Origin of the sequence: Agathobaculum sp. LCP25S3_E8 (assembly GCF_052117165.1) — a bacterium.
GTDB lineage: Bacteria > Bacillota > Clostridia > Oscillospirales > Butyricicoccaceae > Agathobaculum.
Genome location: NZ_JBQKJR010000001.1, coordinates 177,640 through 200,738, shown reverse-complemented (window position 1 = coordinate 200,738; position 23,099 = coordinate 177,640). Strand labels below are relative to the sequence as shown.

The 23,099-nt window shown below is 59.3% G+C and carries 22 protein-coding genes, 1 pseudogene and 1 riboswitch; of the genes and pseudogenes, 22 read left to right on the top strand and 1 reads right to left on the bottom strand.

The window, feature by feature from the left end; translation table 11 throughout:
- Positions 1-114: 114 nt before the first annotated feature.
- On the bottom strand, positions 115-2,037 hold the full coding sequence (locus ACTQ34_RS01125) for a sigma 54-interacting transcriptional regulator (protein WP_441362088.1): 1,923 nt from the start codon (positions 2,035-2,037) through the stop codon (positions 115-117).
- A 245-nt stretch (positions 2,038-2,282) separates the two neighbouring features.
- On the opposite strand from ACTQ34_RS01125, the gene ACTQ34_RS01120 reads away from it, so the two are divergent.
- The 22 genes and pseudogenes from ACTQ34_RS01120 (at position 2,283) to hemL (ending at position 23,087) form a co-directional block, all read left to right on the top strand.
- Complete coding sequence (locus ACTQ34_RS01120; protein ID WP_441362098.1) at positions 2,283-3,248, top strand: NAD(P)-dependent oxidoreductase; 966 nt, start codon at positions 2,283-2,285, stop codon at positions 3,246-3,248.
- Between the two features lie 83 nt (positions 3,249-3,331).
- On the top strand, positions 3,332-4,135 hold the full coding sequence (locus ACTQ34_RS01115; RefSeq protein ID WP_441362087.1) for an HpcH/HpaI aldolase family protein: 804 nt from the start codon (positions 3,332-3,334) through the stop codon (positions 4,133-4,135).
- A 58-nt stretch (positions 4,136-4,193) separates the two neighbouring features.
- Positions 4,194-5,018, top strand: a complete 825-nt coding sequence (locus ACTQ34_RS01110; protein WP_441362086.1) for a transketolase — start codon at positions 4,194-4,196, stop codon at positions 5,016-5,018.
- A complete protein-coding gene (locus ACTQ34_RS01105; protein ID WP_441362085.1) occupies positions 5,015-5,950 on the top strand; it encodes a transketolase family protein in 936 nt (311 codons plus the stop codon). Before ACTQ34_RS01110 ends, ACTQ34_RS01105 begins: the two co-directional genes overlap by 4 nt.
- 28 nt (positions 5,951-5,978) lie before the next feature.
- Positions 5,979-6,715, top strand: a pseudogene (locus ACTQ34_RS01100) (RNA polymerase factor sigma-54); the annotation flags it as partial.
- Positions 6,716-6,745: 30 nt separating this feature from the next.
- Positions 6,746-7,285, top strand: coding sequence for a hypothetical protein (locus ACTQ34_RS01095; RefSeq protein WP_441362097.1), 540 nt, complete (start codon positions 6,746-6,748; stop codon positions 7,283-7,285).
- A 17-nt stretch (positions 7,286-7,302) separates the two neighbouring features.
- Positions 7,303-8,343 (top strand): Ldh family oxidoreductase, encoded by a 1,041-nt coding sequence (locus ACTQ34_RS01090; protein WP_441362084.1) that lies wholly within the window; start codon positions 7,303-7,305, stop codon positions 8,341-8,343.
- A gap of 162 nt (positions 8,344-8,505) precedes the next feature.
- Positions 8,506-9,291, top strand: a complete 786-nt coding sequence (gene cbiQ / locus ACTQ34_RS01085; RefSeq protein ID WP_441362083.1) for a cobalt ECF transporter T component CbiQ — start codon at positions 8,506-8,508, stop codon at positions 9,289-9,291.
- An 18-nt stretch (positions 9,292-9,309) separates the two neighbouring features.
- Positions 9,310-10,143, top strand: coding sequence for an energy-coupling factor ABC transporter ATP-binding protein (locus ACTQ34_RS01080; RefSeq protein WP_441362082.1), 834 nt, complete (start codon positions 9,310-9,312; stop codon positions 10,141-10,143).
- 100 nt (positions 10,144-10,243) lie between these two features.
- A riboswitch (cobalamin riboswitch) is annotated at positions 10,244-10,438 on the top strand.
- 147 nt (positions 10,439-10,585) lie between these two features.
- The gene (locus tag ACTQ34_RS01075) at positions 10,586-11,335 is read left to right on the top strand and encodes an energy-coupling factor ABC transporter permease (protein ID WP_441362081.1); all 750 of its coding nucleotides are present in this window, start codon (positions 10,586-10,588) and stop codon (positions 11,333-11,335) included.
- Complete coding sequence (locus tag ACTQ34_RS01070) at positions 11,332-11,664, top strand: energy-coupling factor ABC transporter substrate-binding protein (RefSeq protein ID WP_441362080.1); 333 nt, start codon at positions 11,332-11,334, stop codon at positions 11,662-11,664. The genes ACTQ34_RS01075 and ACTQ34_RS01070 overlap by 4 nt, the downstream gene beginning before the upstream one ends.
- 69 nt (positions 11,665-11,733) lie before the next feature.
- On the top strand, positions 11,734-12,864 hold the full coding sequence (gene cbiD / locus ACTQ34_RS01065) for a cobalt-precorrin-5B (C(1))-methyltransferase CbiD (RefSeq protein ID WP_441362079.1): 1,131 nt from the start codon (positions 11,734-11,736) through the stop codon (positions 12,862-12,864).
- Complete coding sequence (cobI, locus tag ACTQ34_RS01060) at positions 12,861-13,553, top strand: precorrin-2 C(20)-methyltransferase (RefSeq protein ID WP_441362078.1); 693 nt, start codon at positions 12,861-12,863, stop codon at positions 13,551-13,553. Before cbiD ends, cobI begins: the two co-directional genes overlap by 4 nt.
- Positions 13,550-14,305 (top strand): precorrin-4 C(11)-methyltransferase, encoded by a 756-nt coding sequence (cobM, locus tag ACTQ34_RS01055; protein WP_441362077.1) that lies wholly within the window; start codon positions 13,550-13,552, stop codon positions 14,303-14,305. Before cobI ends, cobM begins: the two co-directional genes overlap by 4 nt.
- Positions 14,302-15,372 carry a cobalt-precorrin 5A hydrolase gene (locus tag ACTQ34_RS01050; RefSeq protein WP_441362076.1) on the top strand — a complete coding sequence of 357 codons (1,071 nt, stop codon included), beginning with the start codon at positions 14,302-14,304 and terminating at the stop codon, positions 15,370-15,372. The genes cobM and ACTQ34_RS01050 overlap by 4 nt, the downstream gene beginning before the upstream one ends.
- A complete protein-coding gene (gene hemA / locus ACTQ34_RS01045) occupies positions 15,347-16,552 on the top strand; it encodes a glutamyl-tRNA reductase (protein WP_441362075.1) in 1,206 nt (401 codons plus the stop codon). The genes ACTQ34_RS01050 and hemA overlap by 26 nt, the downstream gene beginning before the upstream one ends.
- Positions 16,549-17,277 carry a precorrin-3B C(17)-methyltransferase gene (gene cobJ, locus ACTQ34_RS01040; RefSeq protein WP_441362074.1) on the top strand — a complete coding sequence of 243 codons (729 nt, stop codon included), beginning with the start codon at positions 16,549-16,551 and terminating at the stop codon, positions 17,275-17,277. Before hemA ends, cobJ begins: the two co-directional genes overlap by 4 nt.
- Positions 17,274-18,479 carry a precorrin-6A reductase gene (gene cobK, locus ACTQ34_RS01035; protein WP_441362073.1) on the top strand — a complete coding sequence of 402 codons (1,206 nt, stop codon included), beginning with the start codon at positions 17,274-17,276 and terminating at the stop codon, positions 18,477-18,479. Before cobJ ends, cobK begins: the two co-directional genes overlap by 4 nt.
- On the top strand, positions 18,476-19,339 hold the full coding sequence (hemC, locus tag ACTQ34_RS01030) for a hydroxymethylbilane synthase (RefSeq protein ID WP_441362072.1): 864 nt from the start codon (positions 18,476-18,478) through the stop codon (positions 19,337-19,339). The genes cobK and hemC overlap by 4 nt, the downstream gene beginning before the upstream one ends.
- The gene (gene cobA / locus ACTQ34_RS01025) at positions 19,336-20,820 is read left to right on the top strand and encodes a uroporphyrinogen-III C-methyltransferase (RefSeq protein ID WP_441362071.1); all 1,485 of its coding nucleotides are present in this window, start codon (positions 19,336-19,338) and stop codon (positions 20,818-20,820) included. The genes hemC and cobA overlap by 4 nt, the downstream gene beginning before the upstream one ends.
- The gene (hemB, locus tag ACTQ34_RS01020) at positions 20,821-21,807 is read left to right on the top strand and encodes a porphobilinogen synthase (protein ID WP_441362070.1); all 987 of its coding nucleotides are present in this window, start codon (positions 20,821-20,823) and stop codon (positions 21,805-21,807) included.
- Positions 21,807-23,087, top strand: coding sequence for a glutamate-1-semialdehyde 2,1-aminomutase (gene hemL / locus ACTQ34_RS01015; RefSeq protein WP_441362069.1), 1,281 nt, complete (start codon positions 21,807-21,809; stop codon positions 23,085-23,087). The genes hemB and hemL overlap by 1 nt, the downstream gene beginning before the upstream one ends.
- Positions 23,088-23,099 lie beyond the last annotated feature (12 nt).

Below are 23,099 nucleotides of genomic sequence, written 5' to 3'. Positions count from 1 at the left end.
GGTCAGACAACTTGAATAATTAAAGACCACACACAACCCCGGCGGGCCGGGGGGGCGCCCCCCCCCCCCCCCCCCCGCTTTTCTATTATGGTATGCAAACGAAAGGAGGAGAAATTAAAACTCCTCCATGCGCTTAAGATAACGCCATAGTGTGGCGCGGCTGATACCCAGCCGATCGGCAGCTGCCTGCCGGTTGCCGCCGGCCTCTTCCAAAGCTTTGCGTAGCTTTGCGGTATCAATTGTATTGGCGGAACGGCGGGGCGTATTGCTGGCGGTGGTCATAGTATGAATGCTGTGTGCCAGCAGTTGTGAGACAAAGGCGGCGTCAATGCTGTTGCTGCGGCACAGAACAACCATTCGCTCACAGAAGTTTTGCAGTTCGCGAATGTTGCCGGGCCAGAGCTGTGCACTCAGCAGGCTTGCCGCATCCGGATCGAGCGGCAAGGAATCGCGACCGGCACGTTGGCAAAAGCGAGCGATAAACTGTTCTGCCAACAATGGAACATCGCCTTTGCGTTCCCGTAATGGTGGCAAACGGAAGTCCAGAACATCAATGCGATATAACAGATCTTCACGAAACAGCCCCTTTTTCACTTGCGTATACAGGTCCTTATTGGTGGCGCAAATTACGCGCACGTCAACGCGGATCACTTTATCGTCTCCCAGACGCATCACTTCTCTCTCCTGCAATACACGCAGCAAGCGGCCCTGCAATGCCAGTGGGATTTCTGATATTTCATCCAGAAAGATCGTACCGCGATGGGCTTGCTCAAATAAACCGAGCTTGCCGTTTTTATTTGCCCCGGTAAAGGCGCCCGCCACATAGCCGAACAATTCGCTTTCCAGTAGATTTTCAGGCAGCGCGGCGCAGTTGATGGCTACAAAAGGCTGTGCGCTGCGGCTGCTGGCATTGTGGATGGACTGCGCAAATAATTCTTTGCCGGTACCGCTTTGACCGATAATTAAAATATCCGAGGCGGTTGAAGCATAGGCACGCGCAGTATCGATTGCCGCTTTCAGTGTCGACGATACGCCAACGATAGATTCAAACGTATATTTTGCAATATGTCCCCGTTCATATATCTTGCCGCGCAGCTTGATTTCGGTTTCTTGCAGCTGCGTTGCATTGAGAAACGCCAAAACGCAGCCGACTTCCTCGCCGTGCAGCAGCAGGGCAACTTTTTTGAAGGAAAGATGCGTGTTTCCATAAGGAACAATTTCATCAATATAAGATTGGCTGCTGCAAACCGCAGCAGTGATGCGCGGCGAGTGTAATACATCCTGAATGTGCATTCCGATATACCAGTTTCCCGGCGCAAGATTCAGGATTTTTTGTGCAGCGGTGGATAGTGCCGTGATGCGATGATCTTTGTCCAGCGAGATCAACCCTTCAAAGGCATTATCCAACATGGCCTGATTGCTCAGAACAAATTCGCGGTTGCGGCGGCTGGTGACGCCCAATTGCCGGGCAGACATGAGCGCATTCCAGATAGAATCGTGGCTGGAGCACAGCAATGTATGATGCACACCAAAATTCTCTGCGTAGATGCAGCCGCGAATACCGCCAATGATGATTTGACGGCCGCTGGAAACGGCCTGTTCAACGTTGCGATAGATTTCCTCTTCGGTATTCTCCTTGAGATAAAAAATCTTACAGTTGATTTTGAAAAATTCCAAAAGGCGATCCAATCCTTCGAACATATTGGGAGAGCCAATCACTGCCGCAGGAATATCGCCAAACCGCTCGCGCACTTCAAAAATGGTTTGCAGAATATCGTTGGCGCTGATCATCAATTCAATGACAGGAATATGGAAATGCTTGTGCTGCAAATCGTAAGCGGTGCCGCCGCGCGCGATAATGACATCTGCATCCGGATTGCTGTTTAGGAATTCCTGCGTGGTGCTGGCCTGCGTGATAGTCAGCTCATAGCGGTCTTCTGAAGAAGAGAGCTGCTCCTGCTGTTCGATTTCATTCCAGACCTGACAGACTAGTTCGTTCATTTCTTCGAAAGGGACAATCATCAGTATTTTTATCAAGGCAGAGCCTCCTGTCGGTGCATGAAATGTTTCTTGAAACGGTGTTTCTACAAAGATGAAACGCTTTCTTCGAATATACTGCAACAAGGGAAAAAAGTCAACACGCGGCGTGGTTGGTTTATGCATAACGACGATAAAAAAGGCGAAATCCGGTCAATATTCTTTTTTCTTTGAAATCTTTCAGCTTGGCACGGGATTTGCGTCTCTAGAGAGACAGATGAATAAAAGGGAGTAGGTGGCACTTGATGAAAGTACGCGTGCTGGTTGACTCTGCTTTGTCGGATTCCGGACGGCAATATCTGCTGGATCGATATTATGAATTGGTGGTTGCGCCGCGAGATATTGATGCGCAAACCGATATGGCGCAATCGTGCGATGCAATGCTGCTGCATCAGGGAAGCTGGTCGCGCGAGCGTCTGCAACAGGCTGGAGCGCGGCTGAAAGTAATTTGCACACCCGGTTTTGATGTAAATCGTATCGACTTGTCTGCTGCAAGCGCATTGGGGATTTGGGTGGTGGACAGCGATGCGGCGGGAGTGGAATCCCGTGCCGAGTATGAAATTGCGCTGCTGCTGTCCTGCTGCAAGCAGATTATCCGCATGGACTATCTGGTTCATTCGCACAATGCAGCAGCCTTTTCCCCTGCGGACAACGCGGAGTTGCGCGGGAAAAAAATCGGTTTTGTCGGATGGGATGAAACCGCGGCGTTGGTGGCGCACAAATGCAGGCTTGCGTTTGAAATGGAAAGCTGCTGTATGCCGCAAAATCAGGAACAAATGCTGCCGGCAACTGTTGAGCGGTGCGACAACCTGGAAACCCTATTGGCCGAGTCCGATTTTGTCTGCATCCATGCTCCGCTAAAGTTTGGGGTGTTGGATCGTTCCTGCTTTTGTCGCATGAAGCCGACCGCGTACCTGCTGTGCATCACAAATGAACAGGTGCTGAATTGTTCTGATCTGTGTGATGCGCTTTGGCAAAAAACATTGGCCGGCGCTGCGATTGGACAGGGCGTGCGGCAGCAGCCAAGTGGGGAACAGCTTTGGCAACAACCGGGCGTGCTGCCGATTTTACAGCAGGCTTGCTATACATACGAGGCGCTCAATCGGATGGATTTGTTTGCCGCACAGGCACTGGATACAATTCTGTGTGGGTATCGCGTGCCGGAATTATGTACACATCCGGAATTCCCGCGAATTCATCTGCACAGCTGATCATGCATGCGAAAAAAGCCGGAGGTGAAGAGCGTTTCTTACAGCCGATGGTTTTAAATAAAAAATTAATAGGAGGAAAAAATATGTTTAACCTACAAAAAATCACCGATAAGCTAACGGATGGCAGGATTCCGGTCGGATCTCATGTTGGGTTTGACAGTCCGTTTCTGACGGAAGCGCTCGCAGGCTGCGGTTTTGACTTCATCTGGATCGACGCGGAGCACTCCGCTATTGACAAAAAGGATATCCAGAACCATTTGCTCGCGTGCCGCGCAGCGGGTGTGGCCGGTATCGTCCGTGTGCCATGGAATGATCATGTGTTTATCAAGAGTGTGCTCGATATGGGCGCAGATGGCATTATCGTCCCGATGGTTCGGTCATTGGAAGAAGCAAAAATAGCTGCTGCAGCAACGCATTATCCACCGAATGGTGTACGCGGCATGGGTACCCGTCGTGCAGTCAATTACTCGATGTGGGACAAAGCGGAGTACACTGCCAACGAGGATAAGCACATCTGGACGATTGTACAGATCGAGCATGTCGATGTGGTCAAGGATCTCGAAGCGATCGCGGCGCTGCCCGGTATTTCCGGTTTTGTCATTGGTCCAAATGATTACGCCATGAGCATGAACACGCAGGAGCATCGTTACACAGCTGCTTCTCCCGAAGCCAAGGCGGAGTTTGATAAAATCGGCGAGATTCTGCGCAAAACCGGCAAGCCCTTCGGTGTATCCGGCGCATACAGTGAGCAATTTGTCAAGGACTGGCTTGGCCGCGGTGCCAACTGGCTGTGCATGAACTTTGATTTCAATTACATCGTCAACGGAGGTAAGAATGTGCTCAAGGGCGCGCATGAGGTGTTCGACGCACTTGGACAGGCATATTAAACAGTTTATACACGAAATGTGCAAACAACGGCATGCAGTGGGAGCGTAGGGAGGGTTTATGTTCGAAGAACGCAAGATACAGGAAATCGCCCGACAGATTCGCCGGGATATTGTCACCATGACACAAGCAGCCGGTTCGGGACATCCGGGCGGATCGCTTTCTGCGGCCGATCTGCTGGCAGCGCTTTATTTCACCGATCAGTTCCGCTGCGATCCGCACAATCCGGGCTGGGACGAACGCGACCGCTTTATCCTCTCCAAAGGACATACCGCGCCGGTCATTTACAGCGTGCTTGCGCGGCGAGGCTTTTTCCCACCGGAAGAGCTGCTGACGCTGCGCAGATTGGGTTCGCGCCTGCAGGGACACCCCAAAAAGGACGCAACGCCTGGTTTGGACTGTTCATCCGGCTCGCTCGGACAGGGGCTTTCGGTCGCAAACGGCATGGCTTTTGCTTTGCGCCGCCGCGGATCGGATGCGCGTGTTTACTGCCTGATGGGCGACGGCGAATTACAGGAAGGTCAGGTATGGGAGGCGGCGATGTTCGCGCCCCAGCACGAGCTGGACAATGTGTGTGCAATTGTGGACTATAACAACATACAGCTGGACGGTGAGGTTAGCGAAATCAAGGATGTTTATCCGCTGCGCGAAAAGTGGGAGGCATTCCGCTGGAATGTGATTGAAGCGGACGGCCATAATGTACGCGAGATGTACGAAGCGTATCAGGCGGCGCGGGCCTGCAAGGGTAAACCGACGGTCATTCTGGCGCGCTGTATCAAAGGCAAGGGCGTTTCTTATATGGAAAACAGCGCCAAGTGGCACGGAACAGCACCAAATGATGAGGAATATGCGCAGGCGATGGCAGAACTGGAGGTGCAGGCATGAAGGATACCCCGATGCGCGACGGCTACGGCAGAGCCATTTTGGAGCTGAGCCAAAAGCATGAGGATGTGATGGTGCTGGATGCGGATGTGGCCAAATCCACCCGTTCAGAGTGGGTGAAAAAGGAAAATCCGTCGCACTTCCTGGACTGTGGTATTTCCGAACAGGATATGGTGGGCACGGCATCCGGCATGGCGCTGGCAGGATTGACCCCTTTTGTCTCAACCTACGGTGTGTTTCTCGCGGGGCGCGCGTGGGATCAGCTGCGTAATACGGTCTGCTATAATCACTTGAATGTCAAACTTGCAGGTGCACATGGCGGCATTTCGGTCGGTCCGGATGGAGCGACGCATCAGGCGCTTGAGGATGTTGCTCTGATGCGTACGCTGCTGGGGATGACCGTGGTTGTGCCGTGCGATGCGATTGAAACCTATAAAGCGACCATGGCGTTGTATGATACGCCCGGCCCATGCTATATCCGTTTTGGGCGCGAAGCGGTGCCTGTTATCACCGACGATGACACACCGTTTGTACTTGGAAGAAATAGACTGGTGCGGGATGGCGCCGATGTGGTATACTTGGCAAACGGTTATCTGGTGTATCAGGCAATGCGGGCAGCGGAAAAACTTGCTGACGAAGGAATCTCCGCGCGTGTGGTTGACGTACATACGGTCAAACCGCTTGACCGGGAGGATATCATTCGGCATGCGTCCGAGACCGGCGCGGTGGTTGTCTGTGAAGAACACCAGATTAACGGCGGTCTGGGCAGTGCGGTCTGTGAGGCGGTATCGGAAAGCGTATGTGTTCCGGTGGAACGCATTGGTGTGCGAGACTGCTTCGGAGAGAGCGGCAGTCCGGAAGAACTGATTGAAAAGTACGGTCTTGGCATGGATGAATTATGTCGGGCTGCACGTAAGGTAATCGCGAGGAAATAGCGGTAACGCAGGCGAGGGAGGGACAGGCATGAAGATAGATGCAAAGCAGGAGCTGGCACAAAAGCAGATGCTTTCGCAGGCGCAGGTGCAGTCTCTTAACATTCTTGCCATGACGGGAGATGAATTGGAACAGTTTGTGCAGCGAGAGGTGGAGGATAATCCGCTGCTTGAACAGCCGGACTGTACAGCGGCGTCTGTTTTGCAGACAGGCGGATGCCGTGTATCGCTTTCCCGCGCTTCGGGTGAGGACGAGGCAGCTTACCGAGATATTCCTGCGCCGGAACAGATAAGCCTGCGCGATCATTTGCGTGGTCAGCTGGATGAGCGCGTGCTGAATGCAGCGGAAATGCGCTGCATGTGCTTTCTGATCGATTCGCTGGATGGGCAAGGCTTTTTGGACGCGAGCGCGCAGGAGGTCGCCAGTGTGATGCATGTTGACCCGGCGCTGGCAGTTCGATGCGTGGAGCGCTTGCGAGCGCTCGATCCGCCGGGGGTCGGTGCACGAGATCTGGGGATTGTCTGGCCTTGCAGCTTGGGCGCGCAGGCAAAAGCAATGCAGCGTTTGAAACGCTGCTGCAAGGCCATCTGGAGGATCTGGCGGCGGGACATTTCCAAAAGATTACCAAGGAAACCGGGATTTCACGGCTGATTCAGCACCGTTGTCTGGAGGCCATTCGCAAGTTGAATCCACATCCGGCTGCGGCGTTCAGCGAGGAGACGGTGGGCTATGTCGTGCCCGATTTGATTTGCGAGTATACCGACGGCGAATGGCAGATTCAGATCAATGACCGGTGGATGGGTTCGGTCGGGATATCTGCGATGTATGACCGCCTGCTGCGTGCGGATAACAGTCCGGCGGTGCATGAGTATTACAGTGAACGACTTGCAAGGGCACGTTTTGTGGTTTCGTGTATTGAAAAAAGACGTATTACTTTGTTGAACATTGCGCAGCGTGTCGTGGAACGGCAAAGTGGGTTTTTATTGTCCGGACAGGCGCTGCGACCGTTTACGTTCCGGCAGCTGGCGGAGGAGATGGGCGTACATGAGTCTACCGTCAGCCGCGGCGTGCGGGATAAATATATTCAAACCCCGCGGGGTGCAATGTTGTTGCGTGAATTATTTACTATTTCGTTGGACGTTGGGGAAACAGTCAGCCAGGCGCAGGCGTTGGAAATGCTCAAAGCGTTGATCTCACGGGAGGATAAAACCTGTCCGTTGAGCGATCAGGTGTTGGCTGACCGCCTGCACCGACAGGGCGTGGCGCTGGCGCGCCGCACGGTGGCAAAATACCGAGAATCCCTTGGCATCCCCAGTGCGGCCCAGCGAAAACGATAGAAAAGGAGTGCTTGTATATGAAGTTCCCGGTGGAAACCATTCGCGCATTTGGCGAGGCAGTCTCGGTCAAGGCCGGTATGACGCCTGAGAATGCAAAGATTTTTATCGATAATATGATTAACGCGGATCTGCGTAATGTGCGTTCACATGGTATCACCAAATTCCGCGGCTATCTGTCCCGTGTGGAGCATGGTGCGTCCGATATCAAGGCGGAGCCGACGATTATCAGGACGGCTCCCAGTGCACTGACGGTTGACAGCAACAACGGTATGGGTACTACGGTCGCCTGGAAGGCAATGGAGGCATGCATTGATGCTGCGCGCGAAACCGGCGTGGCATTTGCAACCATCAAAAATGCTTCTCACCACGGCTTCGGCGGTTACTACGTCATGCATGCGGCTGAACAAGGTATGATTGCGTTTGAGGCATGCAATACTCCCAAACTGGTTGCGCCGTTCGGTGGTGCAAAGCCGATGCTGGGTACCAATCCGTTATCCATCGCGGTGCCCGCAGGCAAGCACCCGATGCTGGTATGCGATATGGCAACCAGCGTTGTCGCCAAGGGCAAGATTGCGCTGGCCATGAAGGAAGGCCGCTCGATTCCGGATACCTGGGCACTGGACGCACAAGGCCGTAAGACAACCGATCCGGTTGCGGCCAACACAGGCGTGCTGCTGCCGTTCGGTGGTCCGAAAGGATATGCGATTTCGCTGATTATCGATGTCCTGTGTCACAGTCTGGCTGGCGCAAATGACAGCCAGCACATCCCGCGTGTATTTGAGAACCTTGAGGAGCCGTCCAACATCGGTTACGTGATGTGTGTCATCGATATCCGCAAGTTCCTGCCGCTTGAGGATTTTGAGCAGAGCGTGGACGCGCTGTTTGAAAGCATCAAGGCCTGCCCGCCGGCGGAGGGATCGAATGCAGTGCTGATCCCGGGTGAAATTGAATATGAGGCAACCCAGAAAAACCGTTCGGAAGGCATCGAGCTTTCCGAACCGGTGCTCAAGGAATTTCATGAGCTGTCCGAAAAGTACGGCGTGGAATTCCCGTTCTAAAGACCAATCTCTTCTTTTCTCTCTTTATATACCTGCTGCGCCTGCGGGCGCGCGGCAGAGGGCGTCGCTTTTGGCGGCGCCTTTTGTCGTTTTTGCATCTGGTTGACAAACCACGGCCCGGACGATACAATGTCACATATTGCAAGGAAGGGAGCGCGGGACATGAAGCATCGGCATTCACACGGGCCACGGTCAATCGACCGGCTGGCGTATCAATCCGGGATGCGTGGCTGGAATCCGATGTTTAAAACCGTATTGGCGGTGGGTACGCTCATTCTGTGCCTTGCCGCTGACCGGCCTACGGTGTCTGTCGCAGTGATTGTTGTGCTGGCAGCGCTGCAAAAGGGCAAGGGAAAATTGCTGCTGCGGGATTATTTCGGTCTGCTGCTCGTGCCGCTGACCTTTCTGCTGCTGGGCGGCGCGGCCGTCGCGTGCGACATTGCTGCCTCACCTGCGGGCAACTGGAATCTGTCGCTTCCGTGGTTTTATGTATGCGCGAGTGCGGACAGCGTGCGATTTGCCGCGGCGCTGGTGCTCAAGGCGCTGGGAGCGGTCAGCGCCATGTATCTGCTTGCCTTGACGACCACTGCCTGCGAGTTGGTGGACGTACTGCGCCGCGCGCATCTTCCGCCGCTGCTGTGCGAACTGATGTACCTTATTTACCGCTTTGTATTTGTGCTGCTGGATATGTACGGACGTATGCGGCAGGCTGCGGGTACGCGGCTGGGCTGGCGGGATTTCCGTACCTCGTGCCGAACGTTCGGCGGCACGACGGGCAACCTGCTGGTGCTGGCGCTGCGCCGCTCACGCGTCTATGCGGACGCGATGGCCGCGCGCGGCTATGACGGAGATTTGCGCTTTCTGGAAGAGGAAAAGCCGGTGCGCGGTGCGCAGATTGTCTGGATGCTGCTGTTCTGGGCGGTGCTTTTGACGCTTGCGGTACGATAAAAGAAGGGGGAAAGACGGATGCAACCGATTTTGCAGGCGAAAAACCTGCGTTTTTGCTATGACTCCGGTGCGCCCGCGTTGGACGGCGTATCGCTTGATGTGCATGCGGGCGAGCGCATCGCGGTGCTCGGCCCGAACGGGGCGGGGAAGTCCACCTTTTTCCTGTGCCTGAATGGGGTGCTGACACCGGAGAGCGGTCAAATCCTGCTACGGGGTAAGCCGGTTGACAAAAAGACACGTAAAACCCTGTGCGAACAGGTCGGAATTGTGTTCCAGAACGCGGATGACCAGATTATCGCATCGACCGTCGCGGCAGAGGTCTCCTTCGGACCGATGAATCTGCGTCTGCCGCGTCAGGAGGTCGCGCGGCGCGTCGACCACGCGCTGGATTACATGGATTTGCAGGCGTTTCGCGCGCGTCCGCCGCATGATTTGTCGGGTGGGGAGAAAAAGCGTGTGTCGATTGCGGACATTCTGGCGATGGAGAGCGAGATAATCCTGCTGGACGAACCGGCGGCCTCGCTTGACCCTGCGGGGGAGGAGCGGCTGGAGCGGGTGCTTGCCCGCCTGTCGGACGAGGGACGGACGCTGCTTATCTCTACGCACGACATGGATTTTGCCTTCCGCTGGGCAACGCGCATAGTGGTGTTTTCCGCAGGGCGTATCCTTGCCGACGGCCCGCCGCAGACTGTGCTGGCGGATGAAGCCGTGCTGCGGCAGGCGCATCTGCGCCGCCCAATGCTGATGGAGGTGTGGGACGCACTGCGCGCGCGGGAATTGGTGCTGCCGGATGTGCCTTGCCCGCGGACGCCGGAGGCACTTGCCCATCTGCTCGACCGGCAGCGGCGTTAGAGAAATGTTGCGGATTTTGGAAGAATTCGATACAATGCGGAGCGCTTGTGTTGACAGCGGTTCCGAGCGTGATATAATGAATATGCTTCTTCCGGGCGCCTGCGTCCGGAAATCAAAAGGTGCCTGCCATTTTCTCCGGCAGGAGAATAGGGAAAGAGGTGCAAATCCTCTGCGGTCCCGCCGCTGTAAGGGAAGAGCGCGCTGCCGAATGCGTCACTGAGCCGGATGGCTCGGGAAGACCGGCTGCGTGTGAGGACACCCGAGCCAGAATACCTGCCTTTTGGGATGGAAGCGCATACGGCTACGAGCGATGGCCGGTTGTGCGTCAGCCCGGCTCTCCGGCAAAGGGAGAGGCGGGCGTTCAGCGCCGGCCTGATGTGTGGGAAGCATCGGGGTACGGCGTATTTTTGTATCCGCATTTTTTCGCGGGAAAGGAGAAAATATGACACAAAAACAACGAAAACTGGTTCGGATGACGGCCTGTGCCGCACTTTTGTGCGGTGTCGCGCCGACGGCGGGCGCCATGCACATCATGGAGGGCTTTCTGCCGCCCAACATGTGCATCCTGTGGGGCGTGATTGCGCTGCCGTTCCTGCTGGCGGGGTATTTCTCGCTCAAGAAAACCGTGGCGCGCGACCGGCGCGCGGTGACACTGGTGGCGATGGCGGGCGCGTTTATCTTTGTTATTTCGTCGCTCAAAATCCCGTCGGTGACCGGCTCATGCTCGCACATGACCGGCACGGGACTGGGCGCAATCCTGTTCGGTCCGGCGGCGGTGTCCGTTCTGGGCGTGATTGTGCTGCTGTTTCAGGCGATTCTGCTTGCGCATGGCGGCTTGACCACATTGGGCGCGAACACCTTTTCCATGGCGGTTGCGGGGCCGTTTGTTGCGTTTGGAATTTACAGGCTGTGTCTGCGACTCAAGGTGAATAAAAAAGTGTCGGTTTTTCTGGCGGCGGCGCTGGGTGATTTGATTACCTATTGCGTGACGAGCGTGCAGTTGGCGGTGGCTTATCCGTCCGCAACGGGCGGCGTTTCCGGTTCGGTGCTGGAATTTCTCGGCGTGTTTGCGCCGACGCAGCTGCCGCTGGCGGTGCTGGAAGGCGTGCTGACCGTCATTATCATGATGGCACTCGAGGCCTACGCGCAGCCTGAGCTGCGCGCCGTTGGATTTGAGGAGGCGGGCGCATGAATAAGAAGGACAGAACGCTGATGATTGTGCTGCTTCTGCTTTGCGCGGTGCTGATTGTCACGCCCGTGCTGGCCTTGCGCGGCGCAGAGTTCGGCGGTTCGGATGATGCGGGCAGCGAAAAGGTGGCCGAACTCACGGGCGAGGAATACGAGCCTTGGGCAACGCCTGTGTTTGAGCAGCTGCTCGGCGGGGAGTTGCCGGGTGAGCTGGAAAGCCTGCTGTTCTGCGTGCAAACCGGTGTGGGCGTGGGCGTAATTGCGTTTTTCCTCGGCCGTTTTGTTGAGCGGAAAAAGCAGGAAAGCGCGCGCGCGGCGCAAAAGGAGCAATGAGAAAAGCGGGCAGGGCGGGTTTGCAGTCCGTCCTGCCCCTGCTGCTTGCGGGGAGGTGACCGAAATAACATGGAGCAAATGACCTATCAGGGCGGACGGGCGCTGCGGCGCGGCTGGACAACCGGTTCGTGTGCGGCAGCGGCGGCACAGGCGGCGGCAATGCTGCTGCTGACGGGCGCAGCCCCTGCTGAAATCGCCTTGCAAACTCCGGCGGGGCTGACCTTTCATCTCCCGGTCGAGCAGCCACGCTGGGAGGATGGCGCGGCGGTTTGCACCGTATGCAAGGACGCGGGCGATGACCCGGATGTGACGAACGGTGTTCGTATCTCGGCGGCGGTGCGCCGCGCGGAAAGCGGCGTTGCAATCGAGGGCGGCACGGGCGTTGGGCGCGTGACGCGTCCCGGCCTTTCGGTTCCCGTGGGCGAGGCTGCCGTCAATCCCGGCCCGCGCGCCCAGATTACGGCGGCGGTCGAGCGTGCCGCCCGCGAAACCGGTTACACAGGCGGCTTTTCGGTCGTCGTTTCGGCGGAAAACGGAGAGGAACTGGCCAAACAGACCTATAACGAACATCTGGGCGTGATGGGCGGCATTTCCATCCTCGGCACAAGCGGCGTGGTCGAACCGATGAGCGAAAAGGCGCTGGTGGACACCATCCGGCTCGAGCTGGACAGTCTGTACGCCGCAGGGCAGCGCATTGCGTTCCTGTGTCCGGGCAACTATGGTACGGATTTTGCGCGTGACACGCTGGGGCTGGACCTCGAGCGGGCGGTCAAGTGCTCCAACTATATTGGAGAGACGCTCGACCATGCGGCGTTCCGCGGCTTTGCGGACATTCTGCTGGTCGGTCACGCGGGCAAGCTGGTCAAACTGGCCGCAGGCGTGATGAACACACACTCGTCGGTCGCGGACGGGCGGCAGGAGATTTTCACCGCACACGCGGCGCTCGCTGGTGCGGAGCGCGCGACGCTCGAAGGGTTGATGAGCGCGGTATCGGTCGATGCCTGCATCGACTTGCTGGATGCCGCCGGACTGCGAAATGCGGTGATGGCGCGCATCGGCAAGGCGATGGAAGAGCGACTTCGGCTGCGGTTGCGCGGCAAAGCACAAGTGGAGTTTGTGATGTTTACAGGAAAATACGGCATTCTGACACAGTCGCCCGGAGCGCGGGCGTTGTGTGAGCGGTTAAAGGAGACAGTATGAGCAAGGGAATATTATACGGTGTGGGCGTGGGTCCGGGCGACCCGGAACTCATGACGGCCAAAGCCATCCGCGTGATGAGGGAGAGCGACGTGATTGCGGTGCCGCAGTCGGGGGCGGGCGAACAGACCGCGCTGCAAATCGCGGCGCAGTACATCGGGGACAAGCCGGTGCTGCACTGCGAGATGCCGATGACGCGCGACAGGGCAAAGCGCGATGCCTGCCACGACCGCGCGGCGGACGACATTTGCGCGCAGCTGGACGCGGGCAAAACCGTGGCGTTCCTGACGCTCGGCGACCCGACTGTGTATTCGACCTGCTGGTATGTGCTGCGGCGCGTGCAGGCGCGCGGCTACGCGACCGAAATCGTGCCGGGCGTGCCGTCCTTTTGTGCGGCGGCGGCCGCACTGGGCCGCGCACTGTGCGAGGACAGTGAAATGCTGCATATCATTCCTGCCTCACACGGAGGGTTAGATGCAGCGCTCGATTTACCCGGCAGCCGCGTGCTGATGAAGGCGGGCAAGTCGATTTTGGAGGTGCGCGACACGCTGGCCGCGCGCGGAGAACTGGCAAACGCGGCGCTGGTCGAACGGTGCGGCATGGAAGGGCAGCGCATTGTGACCGACCTTGCGGAACTGGACGAGCCGACCGGATATTTTTCCATCATTCTAGTAAAGGAGGGGCAGGCATGATCTATTTTGTCGGCGCAGGCTCGGGCGCGCCCGACTTGATTACCGTGCGCGGCGCAAAGCTGCTGGGCGAAGCGGACATGATTGTGTACGCGGGTTCGCTGGTCAATCCTGCTCTGCTCGAGTATAAAAAGGACGGCTGTGAAGTATACGACAGCGCCAAAATGACGCTCGAACAGGTCATTGCCGTTATGGCGCCAGCGGCACAGGCGGGTAAGACGGTTGTACGCTTGCACACGGGCGACCCGTGCGTGTACGGTGCGCACCGCGAACAGATGGACGCGCTCGACCGGCTGGGACTGGCATACGAGGTCTGCCCAGGCGTTTCTTCGTTCTGCGGCGCGGCGGCAGCGCTCAAAGCTGAATATACGCTGCCGAACGTCAGCCAGACGGTCATCCTGACCCGCATGGAGGGGCGCACGCCCGTGCCGGAGAAAGAGCAGATTGAGTCCCTTGCCGCGCACGGCGCAACGATGGTGATTTTCCTGTCCGCGGGACAGATGAAAAAACTGTCCGCGCGGCTGATTCAGGGCGGCTATGCCCCCGAAACGCCCGCCGCCATCGTCTATAAGGCGACATGGCCGGACGAAAAGGTCATCCGCACAACGGTGGCGGGGCTGGCCGAGGCTGCTGCACGCGAGGGCGTGACCAAAACCGCGCTGATTACGGTCGGCGGTTTTCTGGGTGACGACTATGAGCGGTCAAAGTTATACGACCCGTCGTTTTCTACGGGCTTCCGAGAGGCCAGCCGATGAAGCACGCGAAATTTGTCTCGTTCACTGCCGTCGGCGCGCAGACTGCGCGCAAAGCAGCGGCGCTTTTACCTGAATTTTTGACCGAGCGGTATGCCCGCACGGTGGACCCTTCGCTTTCCGGTACACAGCTTTCGCGCTTTGCGCAGCAGGCGATGGTGGACTGTGACCTGATTGTGTTCGTCGGGGCGGCAGGCATTGCGGTGCGCGCAGTCGCGCCGTACCTTGCGGGCAAGGCGTTCGACCCGGCGGTGCTGGTTATCGACGAGGCGGGGCGGTTTGTCATTCCGGTTTTGTCCGGCCATCTCGGCGGCGCGAACGCGCTGGCGCAGCGGCTGGCGGACGGCCTCGGCGCGCAGGCGGTCATCACGACCGCAACCGACGCACGCGCGGCTTTCGCGGTTGATACATGGGCGGCGGCACATGACTGCACGGTGGTTGACCCGGCAAATATCAAATACGTTTCTGGTGCGCTGCTGCGCGGCGAGACAGTCGGGCTGCGGTCGGATTTTCCGGTCGAGGGGCGCTTGCCCGCGCAGGTGACGCTGGACGGCACACCGGAAAGCGGTTTTTACATCGGCTTTGACATCAAAGCCGCGCCGTTTGCGCACACACTGCATCTGATGCCGCGTGTCGTTTTCCTTGGTATCGGCTGTCGTAAGGGAACGGGCGCGCAGACGATTGAACAGGCCGCACTGGCCGCACTGGATGCCGCAGGCGTGCCATGGACGGCGGTGCGCGGCGTTGCCAGCATTGACGTAAAACAAAACGAGCCGGGGCTGCTGCGGTTCTGCGAAGCATACAGCCTGCCGCTGACTGTGTTTTCCGCGGAGACGCTGCGAGCGTTGCCGGGCGATTTTACGCCGTCGGATTTTGTCGCGCGCACGGTCGGTGTGGATAACGTGTGCGAGCGCGCGGCAGTATGCGCTGCGGCAGGCGGTGTGCTGCTTTGCCGAAAAACGGCGGGAGACGGCGTGACCATAGCGCTTGCGCAGCAGGACTGGCGCGCGGACTTTGATGAAAAACAGTTGGAGGACGGAAATTGTGAACCTCACAATGATGGGAATTGATTTTGTGCATGCGCCGCTCAAACAGCGGGAGCGCGTGTCGTTCGTGCGCGGACAGGTGCAGGCGTTATTGCCGCAGTTGGCCGAAATGCCGGGCGTTGCGGGCTGTGTGCTGCTGGCGACCTGTAACCGCACCGAGTTGTATGTGCACGGTGAGGATGGCGTGTCGCTTGACCCGCTCGCTATGCTTGCCCGCGCAGCGGGCTTTGACGCGGCGGTGTTTCGCGGGTTGAGCGTGACCCGCACGGGCGATACGTGCGTGCAGCATCTGATGGCGGTCGCGGCGGGGCTGGAATCCCAGATTTTCGGGGACGACCAGATTCTCACGCAGGTGCGCGATGCCGCTGCGCTTGCACGTGAGGCAAAAACCATGGACAGCGTGCTCGACACACTGTTTCGCCGCGCGGTGACCGCGGGCAAGCGCGTGCGCACCGAGGTCAGGCTCACCGGCGTACCCGCGTCTGCGGCGACGGCGGGTGTGCGGCGGGCACAGGACTTTTTCGGTGCGCTGGAAGGCCGTCGCGCGGTTGTCATCGGCAATGGAGAGATGGGCCGCCGCGCGGCGGAGGCGCTGCGCGCGCAGGGCTGCGCCGTAACGGTCACGCTGCGCAGCTATCATCACGGCGAGACGATTGTCCCCGCCGGGTGCGATACCTTTCCGTATGACCGGCGGTGTGAGGTGCTGGAGGGCGCGGACCTCGCGGTCAGCGCAACGACCAGCCCGCATTTTACACTCACCGCGCAGCAGATTCGTGATTTGCGCCAGCCGCCGCGTTTGCTGCTCGACCTTGCCATGCCGCGCGATATCGAGCAGGCGGCGGGCGAAGATGCGCGCGTGACGCTGTATAACCTGGACGATTTGGGCGATTTGGACGATTCGCGCAACGACGCGGCAAAACGGGCGGCGGCGCGCATTCTGGAGGAGGAGCAGGCGGAGTTTTATCGGTGGCATGCCTACCGGCAGGCATTGCCCGTGATTGCTCAAATCAAAGATACCGCGCTCGACCGGCTGCATTTTGACCATGCCTACGGTGATTTGTACCGGGAAGGCGATATGGATGGGCTGATGGAACTCGCGGTCGGCAAAACGGTGGATTTGCTGCTGGGCGGCATGAAGGAACTGGTGGACGCGGGCAGGCTGGAGGCATGTCTTGCGCATATGAGAAAGGGGAGCGGTAGATGAAGCTGTATTGCATCGGCATCGGGCCGGGCGGCGCGGAGCAGATGACGCTGCGCGCGGTGCGCGCACTGGAGCAGTGCGACTGCGTGGCGGGGTACGGGCTGTACCTTGACCTCATTGCAGAATTAATCGAGGGCAAAGCACGCATCCAGACCGGCATGACGCACGAGGTGGACCGCTGCACAGCGGCGCGCGACGCAGCGAAGGAAGGGCATACGGTCGCAGTCGTTTCGTCGGGCGACGCAGGTGTGTATGGCATGGCGGGGCTGCTGTTCGAGGTGTGCGCACAGGACCCGGAAATCCAAATCGAGGTTATTCCGGGCGTGACGGCGGCGCTGTCGGGCGGCGCGGTGCTGGGCGCGCCGCTGACCAACGATTTCGCCTGTGTGTCGCTCTCGGATCTGCTGACGCCTTGGGAGGTCATTGAGAAACGCCTGCGGGGCGCGGCGCAGGGCGATTTCTGTATTGCGCTGTATAACCCGGCAAGCAAAAAGCGGGTGGACCATTTGCAGCGCGCGTGCGATATCCTGTTGGAAACGCTGCCTGCTGAGACGGTGTGCGGCACGGTGCGCAACATCGGTCGCGAAGGCGAGACATATACTTTGACGATGCTCGGTGCACTGCGCGATATGCAGGTCGATATGCTGACGACCGTGTTTGTCGGCAACAGCCGCACACGCGTGATAAACGGGCGTATGGTCACGCCGCGGGGGTATCGCGGCGTATGAAACTCGTGATTTTCTCGGGTACGAGCGAGGGACACGCGCTGTGCCGCTTTGTTTCAGCCTGCGGCGGAAACGCGGACGTTTGCGTTGCAACCGACTACGGCGCGGCGGTTATGGAGCCGATGCGCGGCATCACGGTGCATGAGGGGCGGCTGGACGCGGACGCGATGGAGGCCGTGCTGGACGCGGATACCTTGCTGGTGGATGCAACACATCCGTATGCCGCACTGGTTTCGGATAATCTGCGCGCGGCCTGCGCGCAGACCGGCGCGGAATATGTCCGTTTGCTGCGTCCCGCACTGGACAGCGAGGGCGTAATTACCGTCCCTGATACCGCCGCTGCCGTGCGCTGGTTGAATGTGCACCCCGGACGCGCGCTGCTGACAACCGGCAGCAAGGAACTGGAAGCGTTTACGGCGGTTGAGGGCTGGCGCGAGCGGCTGGTCGCGCGGGTGCTGCCGAGCGCCTCCGTGCTCGAGCAGTGCGCGTTGCTTGGCTTTGCGGGCGCGCAGATTGTTGCGATGCAGGGGCCGTTCTCGCATGAAATGAACGCGGCTCTGCTGCGGCAGACCGGCGCGGGTATTCTGGTCACCAAGGATACGGGCAAAGCGGGCGGTTTTGCGGAAAAACTGTCGGCGGCGCGCGAAGTAGGCGCGACCGTTCTTGTTATCGCCCGTCCGCGGGCGGAAGAGGGCAAAACACTGGCAGAAATGCAGGACTTTCTCGCGGCGCGCTTTGGATGGACGGCACCGGTACAGGAACAGCCCAAGCCCACGCCGCGCTTTCCGTTGTTTGTCTCGCTCGCGGGTAAAAAATGCATTGTGTTCGGCGCGGGAGCAATTGCCGCGCGGCGCGTGGGCGTTTTGCGGCGCTTCGGCGCGGCGGTGACGGTGGTTGCGCCGGAAAGTCCGGCGGATATCGCGGTCGACCATCGTCGCGGCTATGAGAAAAGCGATCTTTCGGGCGTTTTTCTGGCAGTCGCGGCCACGAATGACCGGCAGGTGAATCACCGCATCGCGGCGGACTGCGCGGATTTGCATATTCCGTGCAGCGTGGCCGACTGCGCGGCGGAATCGACCTTTTTCTTTCCCGCCGTGTGCGAGGGCGGAGGACTCACGGCAGGCGTGGTGTCGGACGGCACGGCGCACGGCAAAACGGCGGCGGCGGCAAAGCGCATCCGCGCAGTATTGGAGGAAATGACATGATTCGAGTGGGCAGCAGGGACAGTCGTCTGGCGGTCGTGCAGGCCGAGGAGGTCTGCCGCGCGCTGGGCGAGTGTGAACTCATCACAATGAAAACCACGGGCGACAAAATTCTGGATAGAACACTCGACAAAGTCGGCGGCAAGGGGCTGTTTGTCAAGGAACTGGACCGCGCGTTGGCGGACGGGCGGGTCGATTTGACCGTGCACAGCTTAAAAGACGTGCCGATGGAGCAGCCGGGCGGTCTGCCGCTCGTGGCGTTTACCAAGCGCGAGGACGCGCGCGACGCACTTGTGCTGCCGGAAAGCGGCGTGTGGGATAAGGCAAAGCCGATTGGCTGCGCGTCCGCGCGGCGGCGGGTGCAGCTGAAAGCGTTGTTTCCCGATATCGACGTGCAGCCCGTGCGCGGCAACGTGCAGACACGGCTTAAAAAGCTCGACAGCGGCGCATACGGCGCGCTGGTGCTGGCGGCAGCCGGGCTGCACCGCCTAGGCTTGCAGGACCGCATCAGCCGGTATTTTTCGGTAGATGAAATGATTCCCGCAGCGGGACAGGGCATTCTGGCTGTGCAGGGCCGCGTGGGCGAATGCGAGGATGCGGCGCGGCTGGTTGATAACATGGACGCGCGCGACTGCGCGGCGGCAGAGCGGGCGTTTATCCGCACGCTCGGCGGCGGGTGCTTTGCGCCGGTTGCGGCGTATGCCGAAACGCGGGGTGATACACTGCATCTGCGCGGGCTGTATGTGACGGCGGATGAGCAGCATATGGTGCGCGGCGCGGTGACCGGACGGCGGGTGGAAGCAGTGTCACTCGGCCGTACGCTTGCGCTGCAACTCAAACATCAGGCGGAGGGAACGGTATGACAGGAACGGTAACGCTGGTCGGCGCAGGGCCGGGCGATAAAGGACTGCTGACGACAGCGGGTGCGCAGGCAATTGCGCAGGCGGATGCGGTGGTGTATGACCGACTGGTGGGCGAGGATATTCTCGACCTCATCTCGCCGCGCGCGGAAAAAATATCGGTCGGCAAAGAAAACCATCACCATCCTGTGCCGCAGCCGGAGATTAACGAAATATTGGTGCGGCTGGCGCGCGAGGGGAAAAATGTCGTGCGTCTCAAGGGCGGCGATTGCTTTCTGTTCGGGCGCGGCGGCGAGGAGTGTGAGCATCTGCTGGCAAACGACGTGCCGTTTCGCGTGATTCCGGGCGTGACGAGTGCGCTGGCCGCGCCCGCGTTCGCGGGCATTCCGGTGACGCACCGGGACTTTACCTCGTCGGTGCACATCATCACAGCGCACGCACGCGCAGGTAGGGAACTGAAAATTGACTTTGACAGCCTTGTGCGGCTGAATGGCACGCTGGTGTTCCTGATGGGGCTGACCGCTTTGGAACAGGTGACGGATGGACTGCTGCGCGCGGGCATGCAGCCCGACATGCCCGCCGCCGTCATCGAAAACGGCGCGCGTGGTACGCAGCGCAAGGTGGTGACAACCCTTGCTGACCTTGCGGGCGCGGTGCGCGCAGCGGGGCTGCAAAGCCCGGCGCTCATCGTGGTCGGGCGGGTGTGCGCACTCAGCGATGCGCTCGATTGGTTTACGCCCTTGCCGCTGCACGGCAAAACCATCGTCGTGACCCGACCGAAAGCGCGGGCGGGTACACTCGCCGCGCGGCTGCGCATGCTGGGCGCAAACGTCATCGAAGCGTCGTGCATCGAAACCGTCGAGCGTGAGGACGTACAGCCGTTGGCGGCGGCGCTGGAGTATTCACATGACTGGGCGGTGTTCACCAGTCCGGCGGGCGTGCCTGCGACGGTGCATGCGCTGCGCAAACTTGGCCGCGACCTGCGCGCGCTCTGGGGCTGTAAGATTGCCGCCATCGGTAAGGGAACGGCGGATGCGCTGGCGGCTTACGGCCTGACCGCCGACCTGATTCCCGCGCAGTACGACGGGGAACACCTCGCGGATGCGCTGCTTTCCGCGATGCCGCAGGGCGGTTCGGCGCTGCTGCTGCGCGCGGCGCAGGGCGGGCAGATATTACCCGAAAAGCTCTCTGCCGCGGGTATCCGCGTGACCGATGTGCCGCTCTATGACACCGTGCATCGCTGCGACAAAGCGGATGCGCTGCGCGGGCTGCTGGCTGCCGGTACAATTGACGCGGTGACATTCACCAGCGTTTCGACGGTCGAGGGCTTTGCCGAGGCCATCGGCGCGGACTGCACCGGCTTTACCGCGTTCTGCATCGGTAAGCAGACTGCAGACGCCGCAAAGCGGTACTACAACAACGTGAAAATTGCAAAAAATGCAACCATAGACGACTTGGTCGCCTGCATCAAGGAGGAGATATAAATGTTCAATGACAGCATTCGCCCGCGCCGCCTGCGCACATCGAACAGCTTGTGCCGCATGGTACGCGAGACGCGCCTTTCGCCCGAAAGCCTGATTTGGCCGATTTTCGTCATGGAGGGGGAGGGCATCTATGAGAAGATTCCCTCGCTGCCCGGTCAGTATCACTATTCCCCTGACCAGCTGTACCGCATGGTCGAGCGCGCCCGCGCACACGGCGTGTCGCGCGTGATTCTGTTTGGCCTGCCGAAGGAAAAGGACGAAATCGGTTCGGGCGCGTGGGCGGAGGACGGCATCGTGCAGCAGGGCATCCGCAAAATCAAGGAACTGGCCCCTGAGATGTACGTCATCACCGATGTGTGCATGTGCGAATACACCAGCCACGGACATTGCGGCATCCTGTGCGGCTGCGATGTTGATAACGACCAGACGATTGTACGGCTGGCGCAGATTGCGGTGTCGCACGCCGCAGCGGGCGCGGATATGGTCGCGCCGAGCGATATGATGGATGGCCGCGTTGCGGCCATCCGCGGTGCGCTCGACCAGAACGGGTTTACGGGTGTGCCGATTATGTCCTACGCTGCAAAATACGCGTCTTCCTTTTACGGGCCGTTCCGCGACGCGGCGGGTTCTGCGCCATCCTTCGGCGACCGCCGTTCCTATCAGATGGACTGGCACAACAGCCGAGAGGCGATGCGCGAGTGCGCGCTCGATGTTGCCGAGGGCGCGGATATTCTGATGATTAAGCCCGCGATGAGCTATCTTGACCTTGTGTATCAGTGCAAGCAGCGGTTTGAACTGCCGGTTGCAGCATACGCGGTTTCGGGGGAGTACGCGATGATAAAGGCCGCCGCGAAAGCGGGGCTGATTGACGAATACGGCGTGATGTGCGAGAGTGCGGTATCCATTTTCCGCGCGGGCGCGGATATTCTGATTACTTATTACGCCTGTGAGCTTGCGGATGCGATTCGGAAGGGGGATATCGGCTGATGACAAGGTCGGAACAGCTTTTTGAGCGCGCCAAAAAGGTGCTGCCAGGCGGCGTCAACTCGCCGGTGCGTGCATTCCGCGCGGTAGGCGGCAGCCCGCGCTTTATCGTCAAGGGCTTGGGCAGCCACATTCTGGACGAGGATGGGCTGGAATACATCGACTACGTCGGTTCATGGGGGCCGATGGTATTGGGCCACAGCCACCCCGATATTCTGAAAGCGGTCTATGACCGTATGGTCAACGGCCTGTCGTTCGGCGCGCCGACCGCTTTGGAAGTCGAAATGGCGGAAAAAATGGTGTCGATGGTGCCGCACATCGAGATGGTGCGCATGGTGAACAGCGGCACAGAGGCGGTCATGAGCGCGCTGCGTTTGGCGCGCGGCGCGACCGGACGCGACAAAATCATCAAGTTTGAGGGCTGCTATCACGGCCACTCGGACTCCATGCTGGTCGGCGCAGGGTCGGGCGCGCTTACGCAAGGCGAACCGGACTCCAAGGGTGTGACCCGCGGCGCGGCACAGGATACGCTCATGGCGCAGTACAACGACCTTGCTTCGGTTGAGCGCCTGCTGGATGCCAATCCGGGGGAGGTTGCGGCGGTCATTGTCGAGCCGGTCGCGGCGAATATGGGTGTTGTCCCGCCGAAAGACGGCTTTTTGCAGGGGCTGCGCGACCTATGCGACAAACACGGCGCGCTGCTGATTTTCGACGAAGTCATCACGGGTTTCCGTCTGGCGGCGGGCGGTGCACAGGCGTATTTCGGCGTGCGCGCCGACCTTGTCACCTTCGGGAAAATCATCGGCGGCGGCATGCCGGTCGGCGCATATGCAGGAAGCCGTGTGCTTATGGAGCAGGTCGCGCCGTGCGGGCCGGTCTATCAGGCGGGCACGCTCTCCGGCAATCCGGTTGCGATGGCGGCGGGACTGGCGCAGCTGCAAATCCTGACCGACCATCCGGAGATTTACGCCGTTATGGAGGCTTCTGCGCAGTATATTGCCAATCATCTGCGGGCAAGCGCAGAAAAGCACGGTATTAAAATGCAGGTCAATCAGGTTGGTTCGCTGCTTTGCCCCTACTTTACGGATACGCCGGTGGGCTGCTTTGCCGCCGCAAAAACGAGCGATACAAAAAAATACGCAAAGTATTTTAATGAAATGTTATTGCGAGGCGTATATCTCGCGCCCAGCCAGTTTGAGGCGATGTTTGTCTCGTCCGCGCACACGCAGAAGGACTTAGCGTTCACGGTGCAGGCGGCAGACGAGAGCCTCGCAGCGCTGTAAATACCAAAGGGA